This is a genomic window from Agrobacterium pusense (assembly GCF_013285525.1).
GTDB classification, from domain to species: Bacteria; Pseudomonadota; Alphaproteobacteria; order Rhizobiales; family Rhizobiaceae; genus Agrobacterium; species Agrobacterium pusense.
This window is the reverse complement of record NZ_CP053856.1, coordinates 1605022-1622995: the sequence shown is the minus strand read 5'-3', so window position 1 is coordinate 1622995 and position 17974 is coordinate 1605022. Positions and strand designations below refer to the sequence as shown.

General features: G+C 59.3%; 16 protein-coding genes and 1 other RNA gene. 10 read left to right on the top strand and 7 right to left on the bottom strand.

The features are described from left to right. Window positions 1-18: 18 nt before the first annotated feature. Window positions 19-3717 carry an AsmA family protein gene (locus HQN82_RS08050; protein WP_173614743.1) on the top strand — a complete coding sequence of 1233 codons (3699 nt, stop codon included), beginning with the start codon at window positions 19-21 and terminating at the stop codon, window positions 3715-3717. Between the two features lie 374 nt (window positions 3718-4091). Here the strand turns inward: HQN82_RS08050 and HQN82_RS08045 are convergent, their stop codons facing one another. From HQN82_RS08045 to ssrA, 4 genes are all read right to left on the bottom strand, one after another. Beyond that, window positions 4092-4301: a ribbon-helix-helix domain-containing protein gene (locus tag HQN82_RS08045; protein WP_035209777.1), complete on the bottom strand. Its 210-nt coding sequence runs from the start codon at window positions 4299-4301 to the stop codon at window positions 4092-4094. A gap of 106 nt (window positions 4302-4407) precedes the next feature. Further along, entirely contained in the window at window positions 4408-4611 is a 204-nt protein-coding gene (locus HQN82_RS08040; protein WP_035209709.1) for a DUF4169 family protein, read from the bottom strand. Between the two features lie 38 nt (window positions 4612-4649). Then, complete coding sequence (locus HQN82_RS08035) at window positions 4650-5162, bottom strand: SspB family protein (protein ID WP_004442741.1); 513 nt, start codon at window positions 5160-5162, stop codon at window positions 4650-4652. 230 nt (window positions 5163-5392) lie between these two features. Beyond that, window positions 5393-5764, bottom strand: a transfer-messenger RNA (tmRNA) gene (gene ssrA, locus HQN82_RS08030). 142 nt (window positions 5765-5906) lie between these two features. Between ssrA and HQN82_RS08025 the strand changes: the two genes are divergently transcribed. The 8 genes from HQN82_RS08025 (at window position 5907) to HQN82_RS07990 (ending at window position 13433) form a co-directional block, all read left to right on the top strand. Continuing rightward, window positions 5907-6215: a DUF2853 family protein gene (locus tag HQN82_RS08025; RefSeq protein ID WP_004442740.1), complete on the top strand. Its 309-nt coding sequence runs from the start codon at window positions 5907-5909 to the stop codon at window positions 6213-6215. Between the two features lie 99 nt (window positions 6216-6314). Beyond that, the gene (locus HQN82_RS08020) at window positions 6315-7109 is read left to right on the top strand and encodes a thymidylate synthase (RefSeq protein ID WP_173614742.1); all 795 of its coding nucleotides are present in this window, start codon (window positions 6315-6317) and stop codon (window positions 7107-7109) included. Further along, window positions 7106-7633, top strand: coding sequence for a dihydrofolate reductase (locus HQN82_RS08015; protein ID WP_173614741.1), 528 nt, complete (start codon window positions 7106-7108; stop codon window positions 7631-7633). The genes HQN82_RS08020 and HQN82_RS08015 overlap by 4 nt, the downstream gene beginning before the upstream one ends. 143 nt (window positions 7634-7776) lie before the next feature. Continuing rightward, window positions 7777-8895, top strand: coding sequence for an FtsH protease activity modulator HflK (hflK, locus tag HQN82_RS08010; protein ID WP_072494622.1), 1119 nt, complete (start codon window positions 7777-7779; stop codon window positions 8893-8895). A gap of 1 nt (window position 8896) precedes the next feature. Continuing rightward, entirely contained in the window at window positions 8897-9820 is a 924-nt protein-coding gene (hflC, locus tag HQN82_RS08005; RefSeq protein WP_004442736.1) for a protease modulator HflC, read from the top strand. Between the two features lie 132 nt (window positions 9821-9952). Next, on the top strand, window positions 9953-10840 hold the full coding sequence (locus tag HQN82_RS08000) for a DMT family transporter (protein ID WP_112635572.1): 888 nt from the start codon (window positions 9953-9955) through the stop codon (window positions 10838-10840). A gap of 210 nt (window positions 10841-11050) precedes the next feature. After that, window positions 11051-12595 (top strand): Do family serine endopeptidase, encoded by a 1545-nt coding sequence (locus HQN82_RS07995; protein ID WP_022556570.1) that lies wholly within the window; start codon window positions 11051-11053, stop codon window positions 12593-12595. Window positions 12596-12683: 88 nt separating this feature from the next. Then, window positions 12684-13433, top strand: a complete 750-nt coding sequence (locus HQN82_RS07990) for an SDR family oxidoreductase (RefSeq protein ID WP_173614740.1) — start codon at window positions 12684-12686, stop codon at window positions 13431-13433. 23 nt (window positions 13434-13456) lie between these two features. On the opposite strand, the gene HQN82_RS07985 is transcribed toward HQN82_RS07990, so the two are convergent. Together HQN82_RS07985 and serB are read right to left on the bottom strand one after the other, a co-directional pair. Next, window positions 13457-14020 (bottom strand): GNAT family N-acetyltransferase, encoded by a 564-nt coding sequence (locus HQN82_RS07985; RefSeq protein ID WP_173614739.1) that lies wholly within the window; start codon window positions 14018-14020, stop codon window positions 13457-13459. Further along, window positions 14017-14907 (bottom strand): phosphoserine phosphatase SerB, encoded by an 891-nt coding sequence (gene serB, locus HQN82_RS07980; protein ID WP_112766552.1) that lies wholly within the window; start codon window positions 14905-14907, stop codon window positions 14017-14019. The genes HQN82_RS07985 and serB overlap by 4 nt, the downstream gene beginning before the upstream one ends. Here serB and miaA point away from each other — a divergent pair. After that, window positions 14906-15802, top strand: coding sequence for a tRNA (adenosine(37)-N6)-dimethylallyltransferase MiaA (miaA, locus tag HQN82_RS07975; RefSeq protein WP_072494620.1), 897 nt, complete (start codon window positions 14906-14908; stop codon window positions 15800-15802). The genes serB and miaA overlap by 2 nt on opposite strands. Before the next feature lie 6 nt (window positions 15803-15808). Here the strand turns inward: miaA and HQN82_RS07970 are convergent, their stop codons facing one another. After that, window positions 15809-17815: an ATP-binding protein gene (locus HQN82_RS07970; protein WP_022556567.1), complete on the bottom strand. Its 2007-nt coding sequence runs from the start codon at window positions 17813-17815 to the stop codon at window positions 15809-15811. Between the last annotated feature and the right edge of the window lie 159 nt (window positions 17816-17974).

Genomic DNA, 17974 nt, shown 5'->3' with positions numbered 1-17974 from the left:
GAAGGGAGATGCAGGTCAGTGCTCGGGCGTATTCTGGTTTTTCTGGGCGGACTGCTGGCGGTGGTGCTGTTTTCGGCGCTGCTTATTCCCTATTTCGTCGACTGGACGGATTTCCGCCGTGATTTTGAGGATCAGGCGAGCCGTATTCTCGGTAAGAAGGTTGTGGTGCATGGCCGCGTCGAGGCCCGCATCCTGCCGTTCCCTTCGGTAACGTTGCATGACGTCCGGGCCGGGACGGATGCCGATGGATCGCCGCTCATCCAGGTCGCGCGTTTTTCCATGGACGCCGAGCTCGCGCCCTTCCTTTCCGGCGAGGCGCGCATCTTTGACATGCGCATCGAGGAACCCAAGGCGAAGATCAGGCTGCTGAAAGACGGCACGCTGGACTGGATGCGTGGCAGCCGCGCGGAAATTCCCGCCCGAACCGTGGTTCTGGAAAGCGTGCAGATTGAGGGCGGCCAGATCGAGTTCATCGACGAGCAATCGGGCCGCAACCGCCTGATCACCGGTCTTACCGCCGATATGTCCGCCAATTCGCTGGCCGGACCATGGAAGGCGGACGGGCGGGCTGCCGTCGACGGGCGTCCCGGCTCTTTCTCCCTCTCAAGCAGCGAACCTGATTATGCCAATGGCCGCATGGGCCTTCGGGTCCGCGTCGTGCCGGATGAGCATCCCGTCGAGGTCGATCTGGATGGCGTCATCGCCGCAGCGGCGGGAAAGCCCGCCTATAGCGGTTCCTTTTCTTTCAGTTTCAGGGAAGACGAAAAGCCGAAACAGGCCGGGCAATCACTCTTCTCCTCGCCGCGCACCCGCGGCAGTTTTGAACTGACCAATGAGAGCGTGCGTATACCGAGCTACCGCATGGAACTCGGCGGTAACGAAAATCCCTATGTCGTGACCGGAGAGGCGACGCTCGATACCGGCGCCAAGCCCGAATTCCTGCTGACGGCCGATGGCCAGCAGATTGATGTCGCACGTTTTGCGCCGCCTGTGGTGCAGACGGGCAAGACCTCGCGCCAGCCCACTGTTTCCGTGCGCCAGCGCATCGAGGCCTTTGCCGCCATGGTGGCGCGCATTCCCGTACCGCCGGTGCCGGGTAAGGCGAGCATCAGCCTTCCCGCCCTGGTTTCCGACGACACGACCATTCGTGACATCCGGCTGGATGTTCGGCCGCAGGGCAGCGGCTGGCAGGTGGTGAATGCGGTGGCGACGTTGCCAGGAAGAACCCAGCTGGAGGCCAAGGGATCGTTGACCCTGCTTGGTGGTCCGGCCTTCAACGGCAATATGCTCGTTGCGTCCAACCAGCCCTCGGGGCTGGCGAACTGGCTTTCCGGCTCCGTCGATCCGGCCATCCGGCAACTCAACGCCGCCGGCTTTTCTGCCGATGTCTCGTTGACGACGCTGAACCAGCGCTTCGACAATCTGGAGCTCGCCATCGGCGACGCGTCGCTGAAAGGCGAGCTGGAACGGCGCTCGGACGGCAAGACCTCCAATCTTTCGATCGATCTTGCGGGCAACGAAATCGACCTGGACGCGCTGAAGGCACTCGGCAGTCTGGCGCTTGGCGATCAGGTCGGAAGCTCGGTTCTCGACCACCGCATTACTGCGAAGTTCAAGGCCGACCGGTTCAACATAGCCGGGGTGACCGCCAATCACGTCGAGACCGCCTTCACGATGGCGGGCGGGGTTCTTTCGCTGGAAAATATGACGGCCGGCGATATCGCCGGTGCAGAGGTCAGGGCAAGAGGCGAATTGCAGGGCTCGTTGCTGAAATATGCGGGCAAGGGCACGGTGAACCTGCACGCGGCGGATATGCAGCCCTTCTTTACGATGCTGCAGCAGAAACTGCCTGCTCATCCCTTCCTCAGCCGCCTGGCGGCCAGCGCGCCATGGTACGCCAATTCCGACCTTGCAATGGATGTCTCGGTCAACAGCGAAAACGGCGGCGCCAATGTTGCCGTCTCCGGTACCGTTAACGGCAGCCGGCTGTCCGCCGTCGCCAAGATGCCGGATTTCCTGTCGATCACCGATGACACGGCCATGTCACTGGAAGCTGTCTTGAAAAACCAGTCGACGGCCATCCTGTTCGGCCAGGCCGGGCTTGACCCGTTGCCCTTCGACGCTGACGGCGAGGGCCTCCTGTCGGTCAAGCTCAATGGCACGCTCGGCGCGCCGGCACAGACCGATATCCGCTTCTCGACGGAACGCACACATTTTTCGGCGAACGGCTCCTTTGCCGTTTCAGCTGCCAATTTCGGCGAGGGCAGTGCCGATGTCGTTCTCGAAAGCGCTGATATCGAGCCCTATCTCATCATGAATGCCGTTGGGCTGCCGCAGCTCGGTGGGGGCATGGCGGTGAAGGCCAATGCGAAGGTTGTGGTGGATGGACAAAAAATTGCGCTTTCTTCTGTCGGCGGACAGGCAGGCGGTAATCCCTTCTCCGGCAATCTGACGTTCGAACGCGCCGCGCCCCATTCCGTCAGCGGCGATCTGTCAGTCCGCACCGCCGATCTCGCCTGGCTTGGCGACGCAATCTATGGTCCGGTGATCGATCCGGAAACCGGGGGCCTCAATGCCAAACCGCTGGCCATGCCGGCTTTCCCGCAGCTCAAGGCGTCTCTGTCGCTCAAGGCGGAAAGCTTCGAGGCTGGACCTTTCGGCACGGTCACGGGTTTGACGGCCAAGGTAACGCATGATTCGGGCAGTCTCGCACTCGACGACATCACCGGCGGCTTCATGGGCGGCAAGATTGCAGGACGGTTTGCGATGTCCACGGGCGAGGGGGCGGGCATTTTCCGCACCAAGATCGCGGTAACCGACGCCAATCCGGCGCCGATCCTTTGGGCGAATGCGAACGGTCCGGTTGCGACCGGCCGCGTGGCCATTGATCTCACGGCAGAATCGACCGGCAAAAGCGTTGGTGAAATGCTGAAATCAGCGGGTGGCTCGGGTGAAATCCGGGCCAGCGGGCTGGTGCTGAAGGGGCTCAATCCCGGTGCCCTGCCGCCAATCCTGCAGGCGGCGGATGGGTTGCAGCAGCCGATCGATGCTCCGAAAGTTCGGCCGCTGGTGGACCAGAGCCTGTGGCAGGGCGAGATCGGGCTCGGCGATGTATCCCTGCCGTTCTCGGTGAATGGTGGTGCGCTGCATTTCCAGAATTTGCGGGCGGCGATCGATCCATTGACGCTGACAGCCGATGCGACGGTTGATCTTGCTGCTTTCACGGTGAATGGCGACTTCGATCTCCTGTTCAATCCCGGCACCGAAACGGTTGCCGGCGCCGAACCGTCTTTGCGCCTGAATTACAACGGTCCGCTTGCTGCGCCAGCCCTGACGACCGACGTTTCGGCGCTCACCAACTACCTGTCCCTGCGGGCCTTCGAAAAGGAGCGGCGCAGGGTGGAGGCAATGCAGGCAAGCGTTCTTGAAAAGCAACGCCTGCGCCGCGAAGTGGCGCTTTATCGTTTCCAGGCGGCTGAGCGGCAGGCGGAAAAGGAACGGGCGGAGGCGGAAGCCAAGGCGAAGGCAGAGGAAGAAGCGCGGCTGAAGGCTGCTGCCGAAGAACGTCTGCGGCAGGAAAAAGAACAGCAGGAACGGTTGCAGCAGCAACAGCAGCAGCCCGTGCCGCAGCCGCAGTCGGCGCCGGTTCTGGTGGTGCCACCGACGGAAAATGCAATCCGGGAACTCGCCCCGGAAAATGCTCCCGCCAATCCGTAATTTTCCGAAAAGGGCTCGGCGTCGCTTTTCATCTCTGCTTCGGTTCCATGTCCGCGGTCTGGACGGGCTCCGGTCGCTACCCCGCAATCCGGACTTTCAGGTCCGAAACGGTTGAAGACACAGTGAATGAAGGGGAGAAAGCTTGGCTGTTCCCGAGAAACCATGGGTATCCCCATAGGGGGATGTCTGGACGGGGAGGTTTCGGACAAGGGCTGGAAACAAGGCTACGCAATACGGGAATGCCTTGCAGCGCAGATTAGTCCGCGAATGTTTAATGAATACTTTCGCAGCGTTACCAGTTTTCGGCGGGAATGTTTTGTAGTCGGCGAACATAAATTGCGGGGCTGGCGTCGCCGGGTGACTCCGTCGTGAATTTATCGGGTCTTCAGCCAGTTCAGCACATAAACGCGTAGCGACGAAGACAGATTGCTGTCGGAGGGGCGGTTGTCATCGATTTCGGCCAGCAGGGCCGCGAAGCTGATCTTGCGTCTTTCCGCGATGATTTTTAACTCATCCCAAAAGGCGTCCTCAAGCGAAATACTGGTCCGGTGGCCGTGCAACGTCGTGGAATGCTTGCGGATCATCAGATCGGTCTTTGGCTGGAAATCTGAATCATGTTTTGCCGGCAAGCCCCTGTTTTACGATTCTTTTCCGATTTGCTGGCTCTGTCTGTCCCTAGGCAGGTCGGTCTCAGTCCTTCCGGGGCTCGTGAGCGTCGTTTTCGAGCCGGCCCTGGTCAAGTGCCTTTTCGGCCTTTTCATTCAGGGCTGATGTGAGGTTCTTTTCCGCTTTGGTGCGTCCGAAGGACAGGCGGTTCTGCTCCGCCTGTTTTTCTTTTTCGCTGCGGGCTTTCTGCTTCCGGAACTGGCGCAGATTGACGATATCGGCGGCCATGCGGATACGTCTCCTCGGGTTTCGCGCTCAGGCAGGCGTTATTGCTTCTTGCGGAAAGCATCCAGCGAGACGACGGAGCCTTCCTTCTTTTCCTCGCCGGCCTTGGGCGTTTCGGAAGCGGAAGCCGGCTTCGCCTCGTGCGACACCGGATATGCGGTGATTTCCGCGTCTTCCGCTTCTTCCTCGTCCGCCAGGGGGACATCGAACTCAAGTTCGAAATTCACGGAAGGATCGTAGAAACCGCGGATGGCATTATAGGGAATGACGAGCTTTTCCGGTGTATCGGAGAAGGAGAGACCGATTTCGAAGCCGGTTTCGGTGACCTTCAGGTCCCAGAATTGATGCTGGATGACAATGGTCATCTGCTCGGCATATTTCGCCTTAAGGTGCTGCGAAATCCGCACACCGGGTGCACCGGTCAAGAAGGTAATGAAGAAATGGTGGTCGCCGGGCAGACGGCCGGTGGCGGCCACTTCGCCCAATACCTTACGAATAACGCCGCGAAGGGCATCCTGTGCGAGAATGTCGTAACGGATATGATCCTGCCCCATGCGGTCCTGTCTTTCCCTTATTCGAACGTCTTTTTCATGCACGGCGCGCCTTGGGTACCAAGGACGCTGTAACACTTTGAATCTCTGCGTAATCCTTGAGCCGGGATCAATTCCGATCCGGATGGTTACGCTTTGCTCAAGTATACGCAATGTCCCGAACGGCAGCAATGGAAAAGCCGATGCTGTCCGCAAGTCAGCTATCATATAACCAATTCAGGCAAAATGGAGAAGGTGGAGGTTTCTGTTGCCAGGTACCTCCGAACCCCGCCTCACGGGGCTAACCGTGAGGGCTTTAGAGCGGAATTCCCGCACCGCCATTAGGCAGCGAGAGCGTATTCCTTAGCGTTGTTGTCGTTTGCAACTACACTTGTGACCCGATAACGGCGGTATCATGCCGAGCAAAAGTTCGATCTTTACACCCTTGTCGATCCTATTTCGCCCCCATCAAAAGCCGGCCTTTCATCTTAAAGCCGCCGGTTTTTGGTGGAGGCGCCGGGTACCGCCCCCGGGTCCAATAGGTTTATTACACCGACCGTTTATCGCCATAGCCGGGTTGCCCCGGCAAGGCTCATATAGGCGTTTCGACCGGCTGAGAAAAGGGGGGAGATGACAATTCGATGAAAAGGTTTCGTGTTTGACGCCGGCAATTTAGACAATTCTTGACGACGAGGGATTGCTGTCTCATTCTCCCTGCAACCGGTCATTAGAAGCAACACCGGGCCGGGGACACACGAAGGAGTGGACATGACTGACTATCTCGCAGATGTGAAGAAATACGATGCAGCAGCCGACGAAGCCGTTGTCGGCAAGATCGTCAAACATCTCGGCATTGCCCTGCGCAACCGGGATTCCTCGCTGGTGTCCGCGTCCGATCCGGAAGAGCTTGCACGTGTGAAGGCTAGCTGGTGCGGCAAGAAGCTCGGTGTCACCGATGACAGCGCCGACAAGGCAATCGATGCCGTTGCGAAAGCCATGGCCGCCGACCGCTCAAAATCGCGCGTGACCTTTTATTACCTGGTCGCCAAGGAACTCGGAAAGCTTCAGTCGCTCTGATTTTCCCGGAAAAACGGGGATAAGCGTTTCCCCGGTGATTGGTTCTGCCGCCCTGTGCTATTATATCTGCCTGATATCAGGGAATCGGCGGCAGAACGCATGAAACAATATCTCGATCTTCTCCGGCATGTGATGGAAACCGGCTCCGACCGCGGAGACCGCACCGGCACCGGCACGCGCTCGGTGTTCGGTTACCAGATGCGTTTCGACCTTGCAGAGGGGTTTCCGGTCCTCACCACCAAGAAGCTGCATCTGCGGTCCATTATTCATGAACTCCTGTGGTTCCTGAACGGCGATACCAATATCGCCTATCTCAAGGAAAACGGCGTTTCCATCTGGGATGAATGGGCCGATGAGAACGGCGATCTAGGCCCGGTCTATGGCGCACAGTGGCGGTCCTGGCCCGCGCCGGACGGACGCCACGTCGACCAGATCGCGCTTCTGATCGAGGGCCTGAAAACCAACCCGAACTCGCGCCGTCATATTGTCTCCGCCTGGAACCCGGCGCTGGTGGACGAGATGGCGCTGCCGCCCTGCCACTGCCTGTTCCAGTTCTATGTTGCTGACGGAAAGCTCTCCTGCCAGCTTTACCAGCGTTCCGCCGATATTTTCCTCGGCGTGCCGTTCAACATCGCGTCCTATGCTCTTTTGACTCTGATGGTCGCGCAGGTGGTTGGTCTGAAACCGGGCGATTTCGTCCACACGCTCGGCGATGCGCATATCTATGCCAACCATTTCGAACAGGCGCGGCTGCAGATGACTCGCACGCCCAAGGCCTTGCCGACGATGCGCCTCAATCCTGATGTTAAGGACCTTTTCGGCTTTAAGTTCGAAGACTTTACGCTGGAGAACTACGAGGCCGATTCAAGCATCAAGGCACCGATCGCGGTATGACCGAGCCGCGTATCATCATCATCGTCGCAGTGTCCGAGAACGGCGTCATCGGCCGCGACCTCGACATGCCGTGGAAGCTTTCCACCGACCTCAAGCGCTTCAAGGCGATGACGATGGGCAAGCCGCTCATCATGGGCCGCAAGACGTTTTTATCCGTCGGCGAGCGTCCGTTGCCCGGCCGCCCGCATATCATCGTCAGTCGTAATGCCGATTACCGGCCGCAGGGTGTCGATGTCGTCTCCTCACTGGAGGAGGCCTTGAAGCTCGCCAAAAGCAAGGCTGCGGAACTCCGCGTGGATGAGGTCTTCGTGGCCGGTGGTGGAGAGATCTACCGTCAGGCCATGCCCTTCGTCGATCAACTTTCCGTCACCCACGTCGCGGTAAAGCTCGATGGCGACACTTTTTTCCCGGAGATCGATCCCGTCGTTTTTGAGAAAACCGAGGAAATCCCGGCTCCCGCTGGGGAAAAGGACAATTATCCCGTTCTGTTTACCACGTATATGCGGAGAGCCGCGGCAAAGTGAACTATTTACCCAGATTGGGTATTTAGTTACCACCTCTGCGTTGAAACGAACGCTTCTCCTTCCTATAACGGGTCGATATTCCCGCCGCACGCGAGCAATCGCTTTCGAACGGAACCGGGAGAGGCTTTTATAAAGAGGTATTGATGCCCTGGAGCAATCAGAATGGCGGCGGCGGCCCATGGGGCGGCGGCGGTGGAGGAAACAACCAGGGCGGCGGTGGCGGCCCGTGGGGGCCGGGGCCTAACCGGCCTCGCGGCGGTGGCGGCGGCAATGGCGGTCCGCCCGATCTGGAAGAGATCATCCGGCGCAGCCAGGACCGTTTCAAAAATGTGCTGCCCGGCGGTTTCAATGGCGGCGCAGTTGCCATCGTGGTTCTCGTCGTGCTGGTTTTCCTCGGCATCCAGTCCATCTACACCGTCCAGCCGGACGAGCGCGGGGTGGAGCTGCGTTTCGGCCGTCCGAAGGACGAAATCTCGATGCCCGGTCTGCATTTCCATCTGTGGCCGATCGAGACGGTTGAAATCGTCAAGGTCACCGAGCAGCAGCAGAATATCGGTTCGCGGGCCTCGTCGTCCTCGTCGAGCGGCGTGATGCTCACCGGCGACCAGAACATCGTCAACGTTCAGTTCTCGGTGCTCTATACGGTTTCCGATCCGAAATCCTATCTCTTCAACGTCGACAGCCCGGCCGAGACACTGCAGCAGGTTTCCGAAAGCGCCATGCGCGAAGTCGTCGGCCGTCGTCCGGCGCAGGATATCTTCCGCGATAACCGTCAGGCAATTGCGGCGGATGTGCGCACCATCATCCAGTCCACCATGGACGGTTATGGCGCCGGCATTTCCATCAATGCCGTGGCCATCGAAGATGCGGCGCCGCCGCGTGAAGTGGCCGACGCGTTTGATGAAGTGCAGCGTGCCGAGCAGGACGAAGACCGCTTCGTTCAGGAAGCCAATCAATACGCCAACCAGAAGCTCGGCGCCGCTCGCGGTCAGGCTGCGCAGATCCTCGAAGAGGCGAACGCCTACAAGTCGCGCGTCGTCAACGAGGCGCAGGGTGAGGCGCAGCGCTTTGTCTCCATCTATGACCAGTATCGCACCGCGCCTGACGTGACCCGTCAGCGCATGTTCCTGGAAACGATGGAACAGGTCCTGAAGGGATCCAACAAGATCATCATCGATGAAAAACAGGGCGTGGTGCCTTATCTGCCTCTGAACGAGATCATGCGCAACAATCCGGGCGCAGCACCGCAGGGAGGCAACTGATATGGGTAACCGTCTTACAGCCGTTCTCGTCGGTCTCGCCGTCCTGCTTTTTCTCGGTTATTCGTCGATCTTCGTGGTCAACGAGCGCCAGCAGGCCATCGTCGTCCGCTTCGGTGAAATCCAGGACGTGAAAACAGCGCCGGGCCTCTATTTCAAGCTGCCCTTCGCCTTCATGGATGCTGACCGCGTGCAATATATCGAGAACCGCGCCTTGCGTTTTGACCACGATAATATCCGTGTTCAGGTTTCCGGCGGCAAGTTCTACGAGGTCGATGCCTTCGTGGTCTACCGTATTACGGATGCGCGCCGCTTCCGGCAGACGGTCTCCGGTGACCAGATGTCGGCTGAATCGCGCCTGCGCACCCGTCTCGACGCATCGCTGCGCCGGGTTTACGGTCTGCGCGGCTTCGAATCGGCGCTGTCCGACGCACGTGCGTCGATGATGCAGGAAGTGCGTGACGATCTGCGTCCCGATGCGGAATCGCTCGGCATCAGCATCGTCGATGTCCGCATCCGCCGTACCGACCTGACGCAGGAAGTCTCCCAGCAGACCTTCGAACGCATGAAGTCGGAGCGTCTGGCGGAAGCCGAACTGATCCGCGCCCGTGGTAATGAAGAAGCGCAACGCCGCCGCGCTATCGCCGACCGTCAGGTTGTGGAACTGGAATCCGACGCTCGCCGCCAGTCCGAAGTTCTGCGCGGTGAAGGCGATGCGGAGCGTAACAAGGTGTTCGGCGAGGCTTTCCAGCGCGATCCGAACTTCTTCGAGTTCTATCGTTCCATGTCGGCCTATGCCAACGCACTGAACGGCAATGGCACGACGCTGGTTCTGTCGCCGGACTCGACCTTCTTCCGTTATTTCAACAATATCGACGGTGCGGCACCTGCCTCTCCGGCCGCGCCCGCACCGGCGCCGGCGAACTGATGGCGGATAAAATGAATTTGGAGGGGCCGGTTTTTACCGGCCCTTTCTTTTTGAGGTGTTGCGCTCTGAAATTCATAAAATTGTGGGTCAGCGGCAATAATCTTCTGTCTTTCATCATATGGAAACCGGAAGATGTCGCCTACGCCTGGCCACGACAGAGACAATTACAAAGCTGCTTTTACTTTCGCCATAGTAGGATTTGCATCATTTTCATTGATGGACGCTGTTTCAAAAATTCTCAGCGGCTTGCACTCTCTTCCTCAAGTCCTCTTTTTCTCCGGAATTTTCGCGATCTTTTTCGGTTTGTTGCTTGCCAAGCCGTTGGGTGGATTCAAAATTAATTCGGTTAAGGGATGGGCGGTGGTCTCTGCTCGGGGACTCATGTCCGTCGCCATGATATGGCTGACGTTGTATGCGATCTCTCGTATGCCAATCGCCAATGTTTATTCGATTCGCTTCACGAGCCCGATCATCACGATATTTTTGGCTCTGGTGTTTTTGAACGAACGTCCTGTCGGGCTTCAGTGGCTGTCCGCCCTTCTAGGCCTTGCCGGCGTATTGGTCGTTCTGCAGCCGAGCGGCATAATAGACAGCCTAGCCGTTGCCCTCGCCTTTGCTGCCGCTTTTGCGCAGTCGGCATCGACCATCATGGTGAGACGATGGAGGGCCCAATCGACTCCATTGGCGGATACCATGCTGCCCGTCATTATTCTGGTTCTCATCACCGGTGTCCTTCTCCCGGAAAGCTATACTCCGCCAACGCCGATTGAGTGGCTCTTTTACATTGGGGCAGGTGCATTGCTGGCAATCGGGAGATTGTGCCTCACGCTTTCGATCCGCATGGCTCAATCGTCCATCGTCGCGCCACTTCAATATACCCAACTTCTGTGGAGTTTGTTGTTCGGCTACCTATTTTTCTCGGAACAGCCCGTTTTGCTTTTGTGGTCGGGCTACTGCCTTGTTTTCGTCAGCGGAGTTATTGGGCTAATGTTCAGCCGGACGACGCGGCCCGCTCGATGACCGCCGTGTGCCCTCTGCGTTTTTTTCTGGAAACCATTACTATTGACAATAGGTGTTTGCCTCGTCCTCGCTTTTCTGTACGGCTTTGAGACGCGATGAGGTGGCGGAATCGATTGCCTGTTCACGAAAAGGTATTTTTACACTTCATCATTCCGCCTTATGCTTTGACGATATATGCAGGGCAAGACGATTTGAAACGCGAGGACGCATATGGCCGTGACCCTTCTTTCGCCTTTTCGCAGCAGCATTTCCGCAGTCGCGGTAATAGCGCTTGTTGCGGGCAGCTTTGCGGCGCCGCTTCCGGCGGGCGCGCAAAGCCACGGGCCGGAATCTGTTGCCGATCTTGCCGAGCCGCTGCTGGATGCGGTGGTGAATATTTCCACGTCGCAGAACGTCAAGACAGATGGCAAGGGGCCGGTTCCGCCACGTCTGCCGGAAGGTTCGCCCTTCCAGGAGTTCTTCAAGGATTATTTCGACAGCCAGAAGCCGGAAGGCGGTGAAAAGGTCAATTCCCTCGGGTCCGGTTTTGTGATCGATCCCGCCGGTTATGTCGTCACCAACAACCACGTCATCGAGGGTGCCGATGCCATCGAGGTGATTTTCCCGAATGGCTCGAAGCTCAAGGCGACGCTTGTCGGCACCGATACCAAGACCGATCTTTCCGTTCTGAAGGTGGAGCCAAAAACGCCGCTGAAGGCGGTCAAATTTGGCGATTCGCGCAGCATGCGCATTGGCGACTGGGTAATGGCGGTCGGTAACCCCTTCGGGCTTGGCGGATCGCTGACCGTTGGCGTCATTTCAGCGCGCGGCCGCAATATCAATGCCGGCCCTTATGACAATTTCATCCAGACGGATGCGGCCATCAACAAGGGTAACTCCGGTGGCCCGCTCTTCAACATGAAGGGCGAGGTGATTGGCATCAATACGGCGATCATTTCGCCGAGCGGTGGTTCGATCGGTATCGGTTTCGCCGTGCCGACGGAGCTTGCACAGAACATCGTTCAGCAACTGATCGAATTCGGAGAGACCCGCCGCGGCTGGCTGGGTGTTCGTGTCCAGCCGGTCACGGACGATGTGGCCGCGAGCCTCGGCATGGACAGCGCCAAGGGCGCGCTGATTTCCGGGGTCGCCAAGGGCGGCCCGGTGGAAAACGGTCCGATCCAGGCTGGCGACGTCGTGCTGAAATTCGATGGCAAGGATATTCACGAGATGCGCGACCTTCTGCGGATCGTGGCGGAAAGCCCGGTCGGCAAGGAAGTCGATGTCGTCATCCTGCGCGACGGAAAGGAAGAGACCGTCAAGGTCAAGCTGGGCCAGCTGCAGGATACCACGGATGAGAAGGCTTCGACTGACGACCAGCAGACTGACGACGGCGACAGCGGTGTGATCGCGCCGGAAGACAATGATGGCGGCGACGATCAAGCCCAGGATCAGACTCCGGAGGTGCGTGAAGCGCCGCAGAGCGTGCTTGGCATGAATCTCGTTGTGCTCAGCAATGAGTTGCGGACGGAAAAGGGCATTGCCGAGAGCGTTGAAGGCGTGCTGGTCGCAAGTGTCGATCCGGGTTCGTCCGCAGAACAGAAGGGCATGAAGGCAGGCGATGTGATTGTGGAAGTCGGACAGGACTTCATGGAGGTTCCGGGCGACGTGCTGGTGCGGGTGAATGGTCTGAAATCGGAAGGCCGCAAGAACGCCCACATGATGGTGGCCGATGCGCAGGGCAATCTGCGCGTGGTGGCGCTGCCGCTGGAATAACGCTTTCCGCACGGTCGGGCAGGAATCGGGTGGTTCCGATGCTGCCGGCTCTTTAAGCCTTGGCCTCCACCGAACGGAGACCAAGGCTATGAAATTACTTGAAAACAAAGTCGCCATCATCATCGGCGCGTCATCCGGCATCGGCCGCGCGACGGCGCGCCTGTTTGCCGCTCATGGTGCCGCCGTCGTCATCAATGCGCGCCGCGAAAAGGCGCTGGACGAGGTTGCCGCCGAGATTCGTGAGGCGGACGGACATGTGCACACGGTTGCCGGCGACGCTGGCGTTGCGGAAACCCATTCCCGTTTGGCCGAGGCGGCCACGGACGTTTTTGGTGGTCTCGATATCGCCGTCAACAATGCGGGCGGCGTGGGGGCCGCCAAACCGCTGGCGGAGATTTCTCCTGACGAATGGGATTACGTGCTTAACGTCAACCTGACTTCCGCCTTTCTTGGCGCGCGCTATCAGATTCCGCTGATGCTGAGGCGCGGCGGCGGTTCTATCGTCTTTACCTCAAGTTTCGTCGGCACCAGTGTCGGCATACCGGGCATGTCGGCTTATGGCGCTGCGAAGGCCGCGCTGATGGGGCTGGTGAAGGGTATTACCGCCGATTATGCCGCCAGCGGCGTTCGCGCCAATGCGTTGTTGCCCGGGGGTGTGGACACGCCAATGGCAGGGGATCAGGCACAAAAGGACTGGGCCGCCGGCCTGCATGCGATGAAACGCATTGCCCAACCCGAGGAAATAGCGCAGGCAGCGCTTTTCCTCGCCAGCCCGATGGCGAGTTTTGTCGCTGGCGCGGCGCTTTTTGCCGATGGTGGCAACGCCGCGGTGAAATAATTCCGGACCGGCGGGTCATGACGTCAACGCGCCCGCCATTGCTCCGGCGTCAGCGCATAGGTGACGTGCGGACGCAGATGGGGATGCGTCTCCGCGGGCACGCGGGGATGGTCGAAATCCCGCGAGGGATCACGTTTCAGCCCGATTCGCTCCATCACGGCGGTCGAACGGTGGTTGTTCCAGACAGCGAAGGAGACGATTTCCGGCGTCTCCTTTTCGTCAAAGGCCATCACGAGCAGCGACTGCGCCGCTTCGGTGACATAGCCATGTCCCCAGAAACGGGTGGCGAGCCGCCAGCCGATCTCCATTGTGCCGACCGGGAAGGGCGGGTCGAGATTAAGGACGGGCGAAATACCGCAAAATCCCATGGATTCGCCTGTTTCCCGCTGCTCCATCGCATAGAAGCCATAACCACTGCCGCGGATCATGCCATTGATGGTTTCGAGAACCGCGTCCGCTTCCTGATGGCTGCGGCGGAAGGGGAAAAATTCCATGACCTTCTCGTCGGCATTGATTTCACGGAAAAGGTCTCGGTCGCTCTCCTTCCACTCGCGCAGAATAAGTCTTGGCGTCTCGCGAATGATCATGGGGTGACAAAGTCCGTCTTTCGATAACCCTGAATGTAAAGAAGCGCCGTCAGGTCGCCATGGTCGATGCGCATCTGCGCTTCGGCCGCCACGGCCGGCTTGGCGTGCAGGGCCACGCCCGCGCCCGCCACATGCAGCATGCCCAGATCATTGGCTCCATCGCCAACCGCCATCGCCTCATCTGGAGAAATGCCGAGTTTGGCGGCAATATCATTCAACGCATCTACCTTGGCCTGTTTTCCGAGGATGGGTTCGGCAACGGTGCCATCAAGCTCGCCATTTGCCTCACCAAGCAGATTGGCGCGGTTCTCGTCAAAACCGAGCACCGCGGCGACACGGCTGGTGAAGACGGTGAAACCGCCTGACACGAGGGCCGTGTAATAGCCTTTCGCCTTCATGGTGGCGATGAGTTCCTTGCCACCCGGGGTCAGCGTGATGCGCTTTTCGATGACCTCATCGATGACAGCAACCGGCAGTCCTTTCAGCAACGCGACGCGCTCCCGCAGTGCCGGCTCAAAGGCGATTTCGCCGTTCATGGCGCGTGCGGTGATGGCTGAGACCTTGTCCTTCAGCCCGACTTCAGCTGCCAGCTCATCGATGCATTCCTGACCGATCATGGTCGAATCCATGTCTGCGATCAGGAGTTTCTTGCGACGCTGGTCCTGCTCCTGGATTACGATATCGATCGGCTGGCCGGCGAGGGTGTCAGCGATAGCCCTGTGTGCCTGCTCTATTGCGGTGCCGGAGGGCAGTGCGATATCGCAGGCAATCCCGTCCGCCAGCCAGTAGAGGCCCGATGCGTTCACGGCCTTCGCGGCCGCTTCGCCGAGGGCCGGTGTCAGAACAGGATTTGACGGATTGGCGATAAGCGTGGCAACCAGAGCCATGATGAAAAACCTTGATGAGAATTTTGATGCGATCCTGATAACCGGCCCGACGGCTAGCGGCAAGTCCGCGCTTGCGCTTCGTCTGGCTGTGGAGCGGGACGGTGTCGTCATCAATGCCGACAGCATGCAGGTTTACGACACGCTGCGCGTGTTGACCGCCCGACCGTCCGAAGACGAGATGGAGGGGGTGCCGCATCTCCTCTACGGTCACGTGCCGGCGAGCAGCCTCTACTCCACGGGCGAATGGCTGCGGGACATCTCCGTCGTGCTTGCCGATCTGCGCGGGCAGGGGCGTTTCCCCGTCATCGTCGGCGGCACGGGGCTTTACTTCAAGGCGCTGACAGGCGGGCTTTCCGACATGCCTGCCATTCCGGACACGATCCGTGAGCCGATGCGAGCCCGGTTGATCGAAGAAGGCGCAGCCATCCTTTACGCCGAGCTTGTCCGGCGCGATCCCGTCATGGCCGACATGCTCCAGCCGGGAGACGGCCAGCGTATTGTCCGCGCGCTGGAGGTGCTTGAAGCGACCGGGAAGTCCATCAGGGATTTTCAGCTTGCCCGTGGCCCGATGATCGTTGATCCGGACCGGGCGCAAAAACTCGTGGTCCTGCCGGAGAGGCCGGTATTGCATGCGCGTATCAACCGGCGTTTCGAAGCCATGATGCATAGCGGTGCGGTGGAGGAGGTGCAGGCGCTTCTCGCCCTCGATCTTCCGGCCGATGCCACCGTCATGAAGGCGATTGGCGTTGCCCAGATTGCTGAAATGCTGGCCGGGCGCATGAGCACGGCGGATGTAGTTGAAAGATCGGCCGCTGCAACCCGACAATATGCCAAACGGCAGATGACATGGTTCCGCAACCAGATGGATGAAGACTGGATGCGTATTCAGCCGTGAAGGAACTCAATCTTTCCTGTAGAGACTGCCGAGCGGTTTCTTGAGCAGGCTTTCACGCAGCGACGGGCGTGTATCACCCTGGGGACCATTCTGCGCCTGCATCTGGAAACCGGCTTTGCGCAACTCGTTGACGGCGCTGGAGGCGGTGTCGGTGCCTACCGGATTTTGTGATGCAGGCAGGGCGCGCCCAGGTAGCATGTCCGGGCGGTAGGGTTCGTATTCCTCGCTTACGGCCGCCCCCAGCTCCCGCTTCCAGGGATCGATATCGGCCGCATCGAGAGGCCGCGCGGTCGGTTCCGCCGGATCGGAAAAGGCCGCTTCCACGCTCTGCTGAAAGCCTGTGATAACCGGCCTGCTTGCGGCGCGCATGCGGGTGACGATGGCGTTCAGGTCAACGGTATCGGGCGTTTCCTGGCTGGCGTGGCTGATCGTGCCGCTCGCCTTGGGCAATTTGATGGTGGGCACCCGGTCGAAACGCATGCGCATTGGCACCCCGACTGCCTCGCCGAAGGCGATGGCTTCGCCATTGCCGATGGAGGAAAGAAAGCTTGTGGTTGAGGCCGATGCGTTCGGCACAGCCGAGAGAATGATCTTCTGGTCGATCTCGTTCGACAGCCGCATGGCGAAAACAGTCGAACATTGCGACAGGATTGTCTGATCCAGCTCACTGGGTCTCTGGGTGATGATCCCCAGCGAAATGCCGTATTTCCGGCCTTCCTTGGCAATCTGGGCGATGGATTGCCGGGTGGGGAAAAAGCCGCGCTCGGGGTCGGCGGGAACATAACGGTGCGCTTCCTCGCACACCACGAGCATATGCAGCGAACCGCGCGCCAGCACCGCCAGTTCGAAGGACATACGGCAAAGAACGGAAACCACCGAGTTTACCACTTCGGACGGGATGCCCGACAGTTGGAATACCGAAATCGGTTTGCCTTCCCCGGGAATGCGGAAAATATGCGCCACCGTTTCCAGAATCGTGTCGCTGATCGTATTGCTGGAGAACATGAAATTATAACGCGTGTCGTTGATGGCCGAAAGAATGCGGCCTTTCAGCGTGCGCAGCGCCGGTTTTTCGCCACGCCCCTCCAGCCGCCCGATGCGCTCGTCGATGAGGGCGAGAAGATCGGCGATGCGGTAGGGAACCGGCGTGTCCGGTGTGATCGCGCTCTTGTCGGAGGTGCGGCGAACGGCCGAACCTTCGGTTCCGCGAAACGCTTTTTTCGCCTCGGGAATCAGATCCCGCAGAACATCCATTTCCTCCGGCACGGGTTTGCGGCCGCGGAACACAACCTCCGCGAACTCCTCAAGGCGCATCAACCAGAAGGGAAGGTCCAGCGTATCCGTGTCGATGACGACGGAATGATCTGGGAAGGCGGCGGCGAATTCGTTGTGCGGATCAAGAATGAGGACACGCAGTTTCGGGTCGGTCTCGATTGCCTTGTTCAAAAGCAGGGAGACCGCAGTGGTCTTGCCCACACCGGTCGAACCGACAACGGCGAAATGTTTGGCCAGCATCTGCGGAATATTGATGGCGGCATTGATCGTATCGTCCTGCGTCAGCTTGCCGATGACGCAGGCGTCGCGCTTGCCGCCGTCGTAAATCCTGGAGAGGTCGCTCGCACGGATACGATGCGCGACCGCGCCGAGATAGGGATAACGGGAGATGCCGGTGGAAAAGCGTTCGCTGCCATCTTCGGTACGATAAACCTCGCCCACGAGTTCAACGTCGATCAGCAGCCTGTTCGGCTTGTCTGGCGCCCAGTATTCTTCGCCGGTCCGCATGGCAAAGACAAGCGCGGCGACGCGGCTCGTGCCCATTTCAATGGAGATCAGGCGTCCGACGGACCAGAGCTGCGATACGTCTGTGGTACCCGGTTCGGTTTCCGCAACAATGGTGGCGCGTGCGCCGTCGCAGGCGATGACACGGCCGAGCATGCGGTTGGCCGGCTGCTCGCCGGATCGCCGTTCGTTTTCGCCCATGCGGGACGCGTTATGAAACGTGTCGTTACTCACATTTTTTCCCGGTACATGCGGATGATCGCGGTGGTTCCGGCAGCATCTGCCTTCCCGGTATAAAAGATTATGCTTAACAACAGGTGTATCACTTGCGTTCGAAAATTTCGCGCAGACGCGCTTTCCGGTAATAAAAGAAGGCGACGGTGATTTTTTCAT